General features: G+C 32.6%; 8 protein-coding genes. 3 read left to right on the plus strand and 5 right to left on the minus strand.

The window, feature by feature from the left end; genetic code table 11:
- Positions 1 to 41: 41 nt before the first annotated feature.
- Complete coding sequence (gene hutI / locus RN605_RS03690) at positions 42 to 1,277, plus strand: imidazolonepropionase (protein WP_313322320.1); 1,236 nt, start codon at positions 42 to 44, stop codon at positions 1,275 to 1,277.
- Between the two features lie 52 nt (positions 1,278 to 1,329).
- On the opposite strand, the gene RN605_RS03695 is transcribed toward hutI, so the two are convergent.
- Positions 1,330 to 2,214 (minus strand): GAS domain-containing protein, encoded by an 885-nt coding sequence (locus RN605_RS03695; protein WP_313322322.1) that lies wholly within the window; start codon positions 2,212 to 2,214, stop codon positions 1,330 to 1,332.
- Between the two features lie 95 nt (positions 2,215 to 2,309).
- Here RN605_RS03695 and RN605_RS03700 point away from each other — a divergent pair, with 95 nt between their 5' ends.
- Positions 2,310 to 3,344 carry a formimidoylglutamase gene (locus tag RN605_RS03700; RefSeq protein ID WP_313322324.1) on the plus strand — a complete coding sequence of 345 codons (1,035 nt, stop codon included), beginning with the start codon at positions 2,310 to 2,312 and terminating at the stop codon, positions 3,342 to 3,344.
- 67 nt (positions 3,345 to 3,411) lie between these two features.
- Positions 3,412 to 4,665: a DEAD/DEAH box helicase gene (locus RN605_RS03705; RefSeq protein WP_313322326.1), complete on the plus strand. Its 1,254-nt coding sequence runs from the start codon at positions 3,412 to 3,414 to the stop codon at positions 4,663 to 4,665.
- On the opposite strand, the gene RN605_RS03710 is transcribed toward RN605_RS03705, so the two are convergent.
- The 4 genes from RN605_RS03710 to RN605_RS03725 all read right to left on the minus strand — a co-directional run bounded on the left by RN605_RS03710 (position 4,662) and on the right by RN605_RS03725 (position 15,586).
- The gene (locus RN605_RS03710; protein ID WP_313322328.1) at positions 4,662 to 6,869 is read right to left on the minus strand and encodes an ATP-binding response regulator; all 2,208 of its coding nucleotides are present in this window, start codon (positions 6,867 to 6,869) and stop codon (positions 4,662 to 4,664) included. The two genes, RN605_RS03705 and RN605_RS03710, sit on opposite strands and share 4 nt — an antisense overlap.
- 77 nt (positions 6,870 to 6,946) lie before the next feature.
- Positions 6,947 to 8,641 (minus strand): energy-dependent translational throttle protein EttA, encoded by a 1,695-nt coding sequence (gene ettA, locus RN605_RS03715; RefSeq protein ID WP_313322330.1) that lies wholly within the window; start codon positions 8,639 to 8,641, stop codon positions 6,947 to 6,949.
- A gap of 149 nt (positions 8,642 to 8,790) precedes the next feature.
- Complete coding sequence (locus tag RN605_RS03720; protein ID WP_313322333.1) at positions 8,791 to 13,494, minus strand: hemoblobin-interacting domain-containing protein; 4,704 nt, start codon at positions 13,492 to 13,494, stop codon at positions 8,791 to 8,793.
- Between the two features lie 163 nt (positions 13,495 to 13,657).
- Positions 13,658 to 15,586, minus strand: a complete 1,929-nt coding sequence (locus RN605_RS03725) for an OmpA family protein (protein ID WP_313322334.1) — start codon at positions 15,584 to 15,586, stop codon at positions 13,658 to 13,660.

The raw sequence follows: 15,586 nt of genomic DNA on the forward strand, positions 1-15,586 counted from the left end.
ATATTTATTTTTTTCAAACTATTTTTACCCAAAATCAATTTATGCAATTATTAATAACAAACATCAAGGAACTGCTTCAAGTTAGAGAAACTAATATTGAAAAAGTTTCAGGAAAAGAAATGGCAACTTTACCAACAATTAAGAATGCGTTTCTACTAATTGAAAACGACTATATAATCAATTTTGGCGAAATGAATGATTGCCCAAATACTGATTCAAAAAAAGTAATTGATGCCACTGGAAAAATAGTATTGCCAACTTGGTGCGATAGTCATACACATATTGTTTATGCGGGAAATCGAGAGCAAGAATTTGTTGATAGGATTAACGGATTGAGTTATGAAGAAATTGCAAATCGTGGTGGTGGAATTTTAAATTCAGCAAAAAAACTCAACGAAACTTCAGAAGAGGAAATCTATAATCAATCAAAGTATCGATTAGAAGAAATAATGCAACAAGGAACTGGAGCTGTTGAAATAAAATCGGGATATGGATTGACTGTTGATGGAGAATTAAAAATGCTACGTGTGATAAAAAAGTTAGCCAAAAATTATCCAATTACCATTAAAGCTACATTTCTTGGTGCACATGCTTTTCCTAAAGAATACAAAGAGAATCATTCGGGTTATATTGATTTAATAATCAATGAAATGCTTCCAAAAATTGCTGAAGAAAATTTAGCCGATTACATTGATGCTTTTTTAGAAACAGGTTATTTTTCGGTTGAAGAAACAGAAAGAATTATGATTGCCGGAAAAAAATATGGTCTTCAAGCAAAAATTCACGTCAATCAATTCACAGCTATAAATGGTATTGAAGCTTGTGTAAAACACAATGCATTAACTGTTGATCACCTTGAAATTATTACAGATGAAGACATTGAAGCTTTAAAAAACAGTAAAACAATGTCAGTTGCTTTACCAAGTTGTTCTTATTTTATAAGTATTCCTTATACACCAGCCAGAAAAATGATAACAGCAGGTTTACCGTTAGCATTAGCTTCTGATTCAAATCCAGGAACAACTCCTTCAGGAAATATGAATTTTGTTGTTGCTACAGCTTGTATAAAAATGAAAATGACTCCCGAGGAAGCCATCAATGCAGCTACCATAAATGGTGCTTATGCTATGGGAATTTCTGAAACACATGGAAGCATAACTAAAGGTAAAAAAGCAAATTTTATCATTACAAAACCTTTGAATTCATACTATGAACTTCCCTATTTATTCGGTTCAAACCTTATAGAAAAAGTATTTATTGATGGTAAGTTAGTATAAATAAAAAAGTCTCGAGAAATCGAGACTTTTTTATTTATGTTTTTCTTTAAATTTATCTTAAAGTAAAACTACTTTTTGATACTAACTCATTTTTATCAAATACGTTTACAAAATAAGTTCCTTTAGCAAAATCTTTTCCTGGTAATTGTTCTGAAACTTCAACTGTTTTATTTTCATACTTAACCGTTGATGTAAAACTATACGTCAAAGAAGTTTCTCCAAAAGAAATTGTTGCTTTATCACCAAGAACATTATTTTTAGCATCAATAACCTGAACATAATAGGTTTTATCTCCCGATTTTGCAATTTTGTTCTCAGCAATTGTAAACTTGATTTGCAACATATCAGTTCTACTAGCTTTATCAGTTTCTATTTGTTTTCCTGAACTTCTAACTTTGTAAGCAGCAGTTTTCAAATTAGTAATTGATAATTTTTGTCCTTTTTCAACTGTTTTTGCCAATTCTTCATTTTGACCTACAAGAACTTGATTGTAATTTTTAGAATCCTCAAGAATTACTTTTGTACTATCTAAATCTGTAGTAAGTTTTTCATTTTTAGATTTTAAAACTTCAACTTCAGCCATCAAGTTTTTCATTCTTTGTTCCAAAGCTTTGTATTGATCTCTATATTTTCTAAGTGATGCATTGTCACCTTTTGAAACTTTTAATTCTTGAATTAATTTTTCAACTTTATCTCTTTCAGCAATCAATTCATCTGAAATTGAAGTGTTTTCTGCAATTGCTGCATCATAAGAAGTTTTTAATTCAGATAAATCTTTTAATACATCTTCTTTTTCTGATTTAGTAACTGTAACAACGTTTTGCAAAGTTTTTGCATCCGAAGTCAATTTGAAAATATAAATCAAACTACCAACCAATAATACTGATAATATAATTATTATTGATTTTAACTTAGAATTACTATTCTGATTTTCCATAAAAAAATTGTTTTAGTTTTAACAAAAGTAATAATATTTAACATAATAACGCAGGATATATATTTATATTATATTTTTGGGAAAACTTTAACTTAATGGAAAAATTAATACCTTTTTCTATAAATGATTTAGCCAAAGTGACCAATCATCGTAGTGGTGAAGTCAAATTTGGGGAAAAAATGCTAACGGTTCCAAAAGATGCCTCGCCTTTAGAATTCTTGAAAACATGTCCTGCAAAATTTGTGCTACTTGGAGTTCCAGAAGATGTAGGTGTAAGAGCAAATTATGGTCGTCCTGGTGCATCAAGTGCTTGGGAAAGTGCCATTAAAGGAATTGCAAATATTCAGCATAATCGATTCTGTAAAGGAAGTCAAATACTTGTTTTAGGTACTTTAGATGTTTCGGAACAAATGGAATTAGCTAAAGATTTAAAATTTAACATTACTAATGACCGAAAAAAACTAAACGAATTAGTTACTCAAATTGATAAAGATTTAGCCCATATTATAAGTTGTATTATCAAATGCGATAAAATTCCAATTATTATTGGCGGTGGACACAATAACGCCTATGGAAATATAAAAGGAACGGCACTTGCACTTGGTAAACCTATTAATGTAGTTAATTTTGATGCGCATTCCGACTTTAGAATTTTAGAAGGAAGACACAGTGGAAATGGATTTTCATATGCATACGAAGAAGGTTTTTTAAAAAAGTATTTCATTTTTGGATTACATGAAAACTATACTTCAAAAAATGTTTTAGACAATCTAAAAAAACTAGAAAGTCAAATAAATTTCAATACTTATGATGAAATAGGGGTTAGAAAAGAAAAAAGCTTTACTGGAGAATTAAATAGAGCACTAGAATTTATAAAAAATGAAGCATATGGTATAGAAATCGATTTAGATTCTTTGCCAAATATTCCTAGTAGCGCAATGACTTTAAGCGGTTTTTCAATAGAAGAACTTAGATATTTTATTAGCCATTTTGGAAATCATAAAAACTCAAAATATATTCATATTTGTGAAGGCGCACCAGAACTTGGAGATGAAAAAAACAATCATTTAGTTGGAAAATTAATTGGTTATCTTGTAACTGATTTTATGAAATCGAAAAGAGAATTTTAGATAAAATTTTATCAAGTTTAAAAACCTTATCTTTGCCTCGACTTACAAAAAACAGTAAGTAATCAATATGTTATTCGAAGATTTATCATTATCAAAAAGTATTCAAAGAGCTGTTTTTGAAGAAGGATATACTAGTCCAACGCCAATTCAAGAAAAAGCAATACCAATAGTTCTATCAGGAAAAGATTTAGTAGGTTGTGCTCAAACAGGTACAGGAAAAACTGCTGCTTTTGCAATTCCTATCATTCATAATTTACATAGAATGATTGGTTCATCAAAAAAGACCAAAGTAATTCGCTGTTTAGTAGTTACTCCTACCAGAGAATTAGCTGTTCAAATTGGTGAAAGTTTTGACACTTATGGAAAATATACCAACCTAAGACAATTAACCATTTTTGGCGGTGTTTCGCAAGTGCCACAAGTTGATCAGCTAAAAAAAGGAGTTGATATATTAATTGCTACACCAGGTAGATTATTAGATTTACACAAGCAAGGCTTTTTAGATTTTGATCATTTGCACTTTTTGGTTCTTGATGAATCCGATTTAATGCTTGATATGGGATTCATAAATGATGTAAAGAAAATTGTAAAATTAGTTCCATCAAATAGACAAACTTTATTGTTTTCGGCCACAATGCCATTAGCTATTAGAGAATTAGCAGACACATTTTTAACAAAACCCGAATATGTATCTGTAACACCAGTTTCATCTACCGCAGAAATTATAGAGCAGCAAATTTATTTTGTTGATAAAGAAAACAAACGCGGACTTTTATATCACTTAATTCGCAATGAAAATTTAAAAGATGTTTTAGTTTTTGTCCGCACCAAACATGGTGCAGATAATGTGGTAAAAGCGTTAAAAAAGCAAGGAGTAAATGCCGAAGCAATTCACGGTGATAAATCGCAAACTGCAAGACAACGTGTTCTAGACAGTTTTAAAAACAAAGAAATAACCGTTTTAGTTGCAACTGATATTGCTGCGCGTGGAATTGATATTGAAAGTTTACCATTTGTAATTAATTTTGATTTGCCTAATATTCCTGAAACTTATGTTCACAGAATTGGAAGAACTGGTCGTGCTGGAAACAATGGTGTTTCAATATCGTTTTGTGGACGTGATGAAGAAACCTATTGGAAAGACATTTTAAAATTGATTAAAGTAAATGTAAAAACTATAAAAGACCATCCTTTTCCTTGGAAAGAAAGTGTTCCAAATCCTGAGGCTAAACCTGATTTAAGAAACAAAAAGAAGAATAACTCAGGTAATAAATCTAGAAAATCTGAAGGCTCTAAAAAAAATAAAAAGCGATGGTATTAATCATCGCTTTCTTTTTTATGTAAATGGTTTGATATTATTTGATAAAGTTTTGTAGGTTCGAATGGTTTAATCAAAATATCATTCATTCCTGATGCAAAAACTTCATCTGAAACTTCTTGTTTGTCAAAAGCTGTTAAAGCAACGATTGGCATTTTATAACCTTTCTCTCTAATTTTTCGAGTAGTTTCAAAACCGTTTATTAGTGGCATGTTTATATCCATTAATATTACGTCAAAATTTTCTCTTTCAATAGCAACTAATGCTGCATATCCATCATCAACAATAGTGCAATTCAAATTACTGTTTTGAATAATCTTTTTGGTCACTAATTGATTGATTTTATTGTCTTCAATTACCAATATATTATAAGTATGTTGTAATGATAAATCAACTTCAATTTCATTAATAATTGCTCTTGACTTTTCTTCATCATGTTCAAAACCAATTGTAAAACTAAAGGTTGTTCCAACTCCTTCTTCACTCTCAAGTTTAATTTCACTATTAAATAATTTTATTAAACTAGATACAATTGAAAGTCCTAAACCTGTTCCTTGATAATCTTCTTCTTTTCTCTCAATTTGAACAAATTTGTCAAAAATATTTTTCTGATGTTCTTCGGCTATTCCAACTCCATTATCTTTTACTTTAAAAGCAATGTAATAAGTGGTGTTTTCAATTCTTTCTAAATCTGCAGTAATAGAAACTTCTCCATTTTTAGTAAATTTCAGAGCATTACTCATTAAATTCATAATTATTTGTGACAATCGAAGTTTATCACCAATTAAGAACTCAGGAATTTCAGTATCTATTTCAATTACAAGTTTGTTGTTGTTTTTATCTGCAATGTATTCAATTGAACTTTTTATAGTTTCAATTTCATCAGCTAAATTGAATATTAAATCTTCTAAAACTAACTTCTTTTCCTCTATTTTATTTATTTGCAAAACATCATTAACTAATGACAATAAATATTTTGCAGAAAACTTTAAAGATTTTAAATGTGGACTATTTGCTAGCTCTTTATGTTCGTCTAATAAAATATTTGTAATTCCTATTACACCATAAAGCGGCGTTCTTAGCTCATGTGTAATTGTTGAAACAAACTGTGATTTTAATCGTGATGCTTCTTCAGCTTTTTCCTTAGCTATCTGAAGTTCATCATTTGCATATTTCAATTCAAGATTTAATTTTTCTCTTGTTTTTATACTTTTATAAAGCGTCAACAACAACAGTAATAATATTATAACGATAACCATAAAAAGAATTAAAACCAGTTTTGAAGTTTTAATAATCTTTGTACTCTTTTCGCTTTGATCTTCTATTTTTTCTAATTGAATTTTATATTCATCTAACTCAATGCCCAAAGCTTGCTTTTCAAGACTTGTCATTTTGTCTTCAGAATATAACTCTTTGTGTAAAGAATCATGTTTTGCTGAATATTTTTCCTCTAAATCCTTTTCATCAAATTCTTTATAATGCTTTTTTAGATTTTCATAAATATTTAAAACAAATGAGTAGTTTTCGGTTTCATTTGCAATTTTTAAAGCATTAAAATAATTCTTCTCAGCCTCAGCTTTATCTTTTAAGTAGGTATTTTGCATACCTTGTAAAATATAGAAAGACAACTTAGCATCTTGAGTTCCTTTTTTTAGAACATAACTTCTAAGTTGATTAATCAAAAACTCAACATTTTCATAATCTTTATCAGCAAAATAAGCACTTGCTAAATTTAGTTTTCCGTAAACAATTTGACTTGAATCCTTAATTTTCTCAGCAAATTCTATTGACTTTTTATAGTATTCAATGCCTTTTTTAACATCTACATCATTAAAATAATAAGCACTTCCCAGATTTCCATAAATCCAGTTATTCAATGTATCATTCTTAACTAGCTTAGCAAACTTCAATGCTTTTTCATAAAATTCAATGGCTCTTTTTGAGTCAGAACACTCATCATAAATAGCTGCAATTGTATTGTATGATTGTGCTATATATGAATTATCGTTAATTGAATAGGATTTAATTAAAGCTTCTTTGGATGATGACAAAGCCTTGTCGTAATGTGCATCTCCAAACTCATCAACAGCATTTCTTAGGTATTTTTTAATTAATGATTTCTCTTCAACATTATTTTTTTGGGCAAAAAATGAGTTGAAAACAAAAAAAGATATAATAGTTAGCAGAAATTTATTAATGCTATTCATTGATTAAGTTTAGTCATCAAATATATGATAAATCAAAAAAAAATCCTGAAAACTCAGGATTTTTTTAATTTATTAAGTTAATTTCTAATCAACTTTCTATATTTAATTCTTTTTGGAGTTACATCTGCTCCTAGACGTTTACGTTTGTTTTCCTCATATTCAGAAAAACTTCCTTCGAAGAAATATACTTCAGAATTTCCTTCAAACGCTAATATATGAGTACAAATTCTATCTAAAAACCACCTGTCGTGACTAATAACAACTGCACAACCAGCAAAATTTTCCAAACCTTCTTCTAAAGCACGAAGTGTATTTACATCCAAATCATTGGTTGGCTCATCCAGCAACAATACATTTCCTTCTTCTTTTAAAGTCATTGCAAGATGCAAACGGTTTCTTTCACCTCCAGAAAGCGCAGAAACTTTTTTGTTTTGATCGCTTCCCCCAAAGTTGAACCTTGATAAATATGCTCTTGAATTAACTTGTCTTCCACCCATTAATATTAATTCTTGTCCATCACAGAAATTCTCCCAAATGGATTTATTTGGATCAATATTTGAATGCGATTGATCAACATAAGCTATTTTAACAGTATCTCCAATTGAAAACTCACCAGCATCTGGTTTTTCTTCATTCATAATCATTTTGAAAATGGTAGATTTACCAGCACCATTAGGACCAATAATTCCAACAATTCCAGCTTGAGGTAAGGTAAAGTTTAAATTATCATAAAGTAATTTATCGCCAAATGCTTTTGCTACATTTTTTGCTTCTATTACATTATTTCCTAATCTAGGACCATTTGGAATATAGATTTCTAATTTTTCGTCTAATTCTTTTTGGTCTTCATTTAAAAGTTTGTCGTAATTCTGTAAACGAGCTTTTTGTTTGGTTTGTCTTCCTTTTGCACCTTGACGTACCCATTCTAACTCACGTTCCAAAGTTTTTCTGCGTTTTGAAGCCACTTTTTCTTCTTGTTCCATTCTTTTAGATTTTTGGTCTAACCAAGAAGAATAGTTTCCTTTCCAAGGAATACCTTCACCTCTATCTAGTTCTAAAATCCATCCTGCAACGTTGTCAAGGAAATATCTATCGTGCGTTACTGCGATTACAGTTCCAGAATATTGCGCCAAATGTTGCTCTAACCAAAGAACTGATTCAGCATCTAAGTGGTTTGTTGGTTCATCTAACAACAATACATCAGGTTGTTGTAATAGTAAACGGCAAAGCGCTACTCTACGTTTTTCCCCACCAGAAAGGACATTGATTGGAGTATCAGCATCTGGAGTACGAAGTGCATCCATTGCAACTTCTAATTTATTATCAATTTCCCAAGCACCAGCTGCATCTATTTTATCTTGAAGTTCAGCTTGTCTATCCATCAGTTTTTGCATCTTATCAGTATCTTCATAAACTTCTGGTAAACCAAACATATCATTTATTTTATTGAACTCATCTAAAATAGCCATTGTTTCGGCTACACCTTCACGCACTATTTCAATAACAGTTTTTGTTTCGTCTAGTTGTGGTTCTTGTTCAAGATAACCAACAGTATAACCTGGTTGAAAAACTACATCTCCTTGATAGTTTTTATCTACTCCAGCAATAATTCTTAACAAGGATGATTTACCCGAACCATTAAGCCCAAGAATACCAATTTTTGCTCCATAGAAAAAGCTTAAATAGATATTTTTAAGCACTTGCTTATCACTTCCTTGATAAGCTTTGCTTACGCGCTGCATTGAAAATATTACTTTCTTATCGTCTGACATAACTAATTTTTAATTAAAATTATACAAATATAGTTCTAAATAAAAGAATACAAAAGATGATTTTTGCACTTTTGAGATATGATTTTCTTAAAAAAAGAAAACCTCTAAATGTTTTAAAGGTTTTATAATTGGTAAATTTTAAGAATCAATTAATTCACAAACTTTTTGGACAATATTTTATTGTCTTGTGTTGTTATTTTAACAATTAAAACTTGCTGATTAGCTTTCAAATTCTTGATTGAAGTAGTTGATGCATTAACATCTTTTTGTTCTACTATCAATCTTCCTTGAAGATCATAAACTTTTACATTGTTCATTGTCAAATTACCCGAATTTATATTTACAATTCCATCATTTTTGTAAACTATGACATTATTTAAGTCTAAATCAGGATTATTAATTCCTAATGCATTAGTCGTATATCTCAACACAAAACGGTTGTTATAAATTCCAGGTTCTGCATTAAAAGTGTAGCTATCGGTTTTCAAATTTGTTGTTATACCTGTTACAATGTCTTCAAGAAAAACATCTTGATTAACAAACAATCCATCTACATTACTAATACTAATAGTCAAAGGACTAGTAATAGTAGTTTTAAATCCTAATGGCACAATATCACTTTCATCAAATGGTAAAGCTCGTCCTTGAATTCCTAAATTCTTATCCTGATTTATACTGTAAAAATTCACATATTGATTTGCATTCAAACTCTCACCATCAAAAAGATTATCTAACTCATTTGTTGCACCAGTTACATAACCTATTAATGTCTGTTTGAAAACACCTTGAGTATTTGTTAAATCTAACCAAATACGATTTCTTTCAATGGTATTGGTAGTTCTAAAAAATTGAGAATTATTACCAGTTATTCCTCCAACACCAACTCTCATCGCATTTGAAAAATCGATTGTTGTATCCCCATTTGTAAGAGCTGGATTTTTACTATTAACAAAGAATCCTTGTCCAGATGCAATTTTACCTGATGGAGCTGATGAACTGACGCCAGAATTTAGTGCTACAGCTGCAGTTGATACTCCACCAGTACGATTATATGAAGCATAATCATTAGATGTATAAACATTATTTGCAATTGGTGTATTATGAGTCCAGAAATATAAAGTCCCATTAAGAACATCTTGATTAGCATCAATAAAAGTATCTGCATCTAATGCTGATGCATATGGATTTCCAATAAGATATAATTTATTAGCAACGATTCCAGATAATTGATACTTGCCATTATTAGGGACTCCAACAAAAGTAGCCTGATATGTAGAAGGTGGATTTGGAGACATATATGCACTTAACTGTGGACCTCTGATGATATAACCAGTACCCGGATTCATAATAGTTGATGTGGTCTCTTGACTCCAATTTTGAGTTACCGAGTTAAAAGAATAAAACTTATCAGCTAAAGTGTTAGGAGAAACACCTCCTAAAGTAAATCCCTGCACAGGTGAAGACCAATAAGTGTAATCCATATTGCTAATTGGAGTAGTCTGCCTGTTATAATTTATAACTCCAGAATTAGGTGAAGGAATAGCATCGTTTACCTGAACTAAACTACCATTATTTTCAATAATTATAGCACTTGAACCAGCATTATTAATGAGTTGATTTTGTACAGTAATAGTAGTTCCGGCCTTAATAGTTAAAGAACCCCCTGAATTTATGGTTAATTTTTTAGCAGTGAAACCACCACCCGTATCACTTGACGTATCAAAAGGAGCTAAAATAATAGCGTTCTTAATAGAAGATGGAACCCCATTACTCCACACAAATGCTGATCCATTCCAATACCAAGTAGTTGAAGCTGAAACATCTCCGCCGATTACCAACCCATCAGTAGCTTGAATACCTACCCCACCACCTGGATTCGGTGAACCAAAGCCCCAACCTTCAGCTGCATAACCACTGGCATAATAACGTAAAATAATCTTAGTTCCAAAAGGAACATCCTGTAAAGCTGTAATCCCTGACACGTCAATTTGCCCCATTCGTAAAGAGGTTGATTGAACCGCTGAAGCTATTGGCACTATAGTCGTTCCTCCATCTAAACTATACCCAAATCGGGAAATTGTACCTGGTGAAGCATTAAAACCATTTCCTGAATCATAAAAATACGCATCTATGGTAGAAAGAGAGACTGTACTACCAGCACTAGCAGCTTGAAGTGTAACTTGAAAATAATCATTACTTCCAGCGGTAACCGGAGGGTTAGCTGGTGCATTATTTGGAAAATTAAAAGTTCTAAAAGCACTTGTACCACCACTGGCTGCAACGCCTGAACCGCGTGTAATATATTTTGGTGCCAACGTAGCAGAAGTGTTTGTACCTGGTAAACCAGTATTATTCGTAGTCGAATCCAAACCTGTATCATACAAATAGGCCTGTATATTAGTCTGGGTAACACTACCTGAAGTCCAAAAATTCCAAGCCGCAATCGGCATAGCCATAACCGTAAGTGCTACTGATACGCTGGCGGCATTGTAATTTGTACTTGCCGCTTGTGAAGCGGTTATTGTAGTAGTCCCTAAACCAATATAATGGACTTGAGTTCCAACAATAGTAGCAACATTAGTATTTGAACTGGTGAATGAAATAGGATTAGTTCCCGAAGAAGGTGAAGTGGCTGGGGGAGTATAATTGGCAAAACCTACATAATTCAACAATGGACCGTGAAATAATATGGCTTGATTGGCTTTAGTAATGTCAGCGGTTAAACCTATCGGCTGTACTAAATTATACTTTGCTGCATTAGCGCCACCTAAGGTAGAGGTTGAATTAACCACTATTCCTGTCCCTACATTTGCAGTCGCAAACATTCCTGTCCCATTTAGTGTAACTACATCGGCATTAATAATTCCAACCAAAGTTCCGGTAATAGTAGCCGCTGTATTTCCGTTATATACTTTATTATTGGCCGTAGCCGGTGAAACCGTTAACGATTTAGTGCTCACGGTTAAAGTTTGTGGTACCGGAGTAGCAGCGCTATAGGTACCGTTTCCTGTTTGATAGGCTGTAATGGTTGTTGTTCCCGGTGCAACAACGGTCACGGTATTACCCGAAACGGTAGCCACTGCTGGGTTTGAACTTGTATAAGTAATGGTTAACCCTGAACTGGCTGTAGCCGTTAAGTTAAAATTGGCATCGCCATAGGTCACCGCAGTCAAAGCTCCAAACGTAATGGTTTGATGCAGTAGTTCGATATAAGAATAAGCAGAACCAACATTGGTTATACCATCTGCCACTTGCACCTGTATGCTGATTCCGTCATTTGAGTCAATGTAAGACGGAAGCGTTACTGTAAACGCTCCTACACCGCTGGAATTGGTAGGAACCGTAACAAAAAAATCATTTATTGTTGAGGTACGCGGGGTACCATCAATAATATATGACTCCGATGTTGTAGCATCATTGTTGGTAATGGCTGCATCATAGATAAAATTGTATCCCGAAACCAAATTATTGTATTGGTCTCTGGCTGTTATGGTTATCGTTGAAGTAGTTCCCGATGCCAATACCGGACTTATTGAAGTAGAGCAATTGGCCGCGACAGGTACACCCGGATTAATGATTTGGGTACATGGGGCTGGAGCATAACCCGTAGCTTCTAGAGTTACTGCTTTGGAACCCGAAGTGGTTAACAATACATTTAATCCTGATGGCTTTAATTGTAAATTCCCTGCTGTTAAAACATAGTCGGTTCCTGCTGTTAAGGTTGTCCCTCCTATTTTAACTGCAGTAACTAATCCTCTCCAGGTTACATCATCAGTAAAGGTAATATCTAGATTGTAATCAACTGTATTTAAAGTGGTATCAGGTGTAAGTGTTGGCGGTGTTAAACCTGCATATGGAGTTCCACTGCAAGTAGCAGCAGCAGCATAGTTGAACGCTTTATCCACCGCAAAAATACTATAGTAGTAGGTAGTGCCTGTTGTCAAACCAGTATCAGTAAAACTTTGACTGGTTCCTGCAATTCCCGTAGTAATTCCTACAATGGTACCACCACCAGTAGCAGTAGTATTACCCACAGCATAAATACCATTCGCATTCAAAGTAACTACAGTAGCTGAAGTGCTACGAACAATTACATATCCTCCACCATCACTGGCATATTGCGTACCAGTCCAATTAACTGCTAATGAAGTCCCTGAAACTACAGATGTTGAAGCTCCGGAAGCTGCCGTAGGCGCAATATTATCGGCAGCACCAGCATATACACACATATCATCAAAATAGATGATGTTAGTATTACTGAAATTATCAGCAGCAAAAACAATTGAACCATATTTTGTAGCGGCAGCACTAGTCCCTGATGTAACTGAAATCTGTTTAAACACCCATGTTCCCAAACTTGATGCAATTGTTGAACCTGCTGGCGTGCCTACAGCTCCTGAACCATCGGGTGAAATGGCTATTGTAGGAACAGAACTGAGTGCATTGGATTTAGAAGTTTGATAGTAAAACTGAACTGTATATGCAGTTGCATTAGCAACCCCTCCATTAGTATTTACGGTAGTACTATATAATTTTCTTCCTGTTCCTGAAGTTCCCCAAGTTAGTATTTTTGTACCAGTTCTTGAAGTTGTTGTAGTAATAGAACCAGAATTACTAGATGTGTGACTTAAACTGTAAGCAGAATATTGAGTTCCAGAGGTCAACCCTGTAGTATTTGAACCCAAAGTACCTACAGTAAAACTTTCAAATCCACCGTTAAAATCAGGGAACTCTCCAATTACTTGTTGTCCCCAACTGGTATGAACCGTCAACAACAATGCAAAAAGAGTCAGCAATCGAGTGAATGCCTTAAAGGTTTTTGCCTCAAAAAAAAGTGTTGTATTCGTGTTCATATAGTATGACGGATTAAGTTGAAATTTTTACTTTTTATTATCAGTGCAATCGATTGCGTTATTTTTGTTTAAAAAAAGTATAAATACCTGAATGTGTGCTCATAGAACACACATTCAAAGGTACAAATATATTTGTTTTTGTATAACTTATATACATTTTTAATTATTCGAATGCTACTACAATAAATTCGCTTCTTCGGTTGGCCTGATGCTCCTCTTCGGTACATGGCACGCCATCCGCGCATTTGTTCAATAATTGCGATTCTCCATATCCTTTTCCAGTTAATCTTGATGCTTCCACTCCATTCTTCACTAACCAATCAATTGTAGCTTTTGCCCTATTATCCGATAAGGTTTGGTTGTATTGAGCCGATTGACGACTGTCAGTATGTGAACGAACATCAATTTTTAATTTAGAGTTTTGTTTCATTACATCAAGAATTTTCTCTAACTCGAAAACTGCTTCTTTAGTAATTACTGACTTGTTTACATCAAAATAGATTACTTTAATTCCGAAGCACTTCGCCAAATCACCTCCTACTACCAATTTACATCCTGCTTTTTCAATTGTAATAGGCAAAGTGGTTGTTCCATTTGCATTACCAACCATAACAGGACTTTCTTTTGTGATGTAATTTTCCAATTCAGTTCTTATATAATATTTTTTACCACATTCTGCCTCAAAACTATAGCTTCCTTTGCTATCTGATTTAGATTCTTTAATTAATTCAAATTTATCGTTAAACAAACTCACTTTTACATTTGCCAAAACTTCATTTGATTCAGAATCAGTAATGATACCTTCAATCTTTTGTTTGCATTGAGCTTCGGAAACTTTATAAATATCATCACTTCCTTTTCCTCCTGCTCTATTCGAGGTAACATATCCTTTTCCGTTGCTTTGAATACTGAATCCAAAATCATCTTGAGGACTATTAACCGGAGCTCCAACATTTTGAACATTTTTAAAACTTCCATCGCTTTCTACTTTAGAAGCAAAAACATCATAACCTCCTAGTCCTGGACGACCATCTGTAGCAAAGTATAATTTATTATCAGCTGATACAAATGGGAACGATTCTCTTCCTTCAGTATTTATTGTTTTCCCAAGATTTACTGGATTACCAAAACTTCCATCAGCTTTAACTTCAACTTTAAATAAATCGGATTGTCCAATAGTTCCAGGCATATCAGAAACAAAATAAAGTGTTTTATCATCAGGACTTAAAGCCGGATTTGCCACATTATATTCGTTACTATTGAAAGGCAATTCGGTTACATTACCCCAAGCGCCATCATCATAAGTTGCTTTGTATACTTTAAGTACCATTATGTTGTTGGTAATTTTACCTTTTTTACCATCTATAAAATTATTTCTCGTAAAATAAACAGTTTTACCATCTTTTGTAAAGGTTACAGATGATTCATGGAATTTAGTATTGATAGTAGAACCTCCAAATGGTTTTGGTTCAGATAGTTTTCCATCTGTTCCTACTTCTGATTCATATAAATCCGTAAACGATTCTTTTGTTTGTTCAAAAACTTTACCTGAATTTCCTGGACGCGATGAAGCAAATACTACTTTATTTCCTGTTAAAACACCACCAAAATCTGAGTTTGCCGAATTAATTCCTGCATCTTCAACAGCATATTTTCCCGAGTTGGCTTTTATTTCTTCCAGATAATTTTTATGACTTGCATAAAGCTTTGCTCTGTTATCATTACCTGATTTTTTATTGAACAACTCCATCATTTCATTGGCTTTGCTATAATTACCAATTGACTTCAATGATTGAGCATAACGGTAATAAAATTCTGGCTCTTGTTCTTTATTCATTTTATAAAGTTCAGTGTACCATTTTTCGGCTTTTGGTAACTCTGCATTAAAATAATTAGCATTTCCTAATTTTAGGAACATATTTTCATCCTTATATCCTTTTTCTGCTAAACGCTCATAAGTAGCAATTGCATCAACATAATAACTGCTTTCATATTTTTTGTCAGCAGCAGCAACTTCTGATTTTTGAGAATATCCTTGTTGAGATAAAACAAGAAGTAAAAGTGAACTGTATAGTGTATTTTTTATTTTCAT

The sequence above is a fragment of the Flavobacterium sp. PMTSA4 genome (genome assembly GCF_032098525.1).
Classification (GTDB): domain Bacteria; phylum Bacteroidota; class Bacteroidia; order Flavobacteriales; family Flavobacteriaceae; genus Flavobacterium; species Flavobacterium capsici.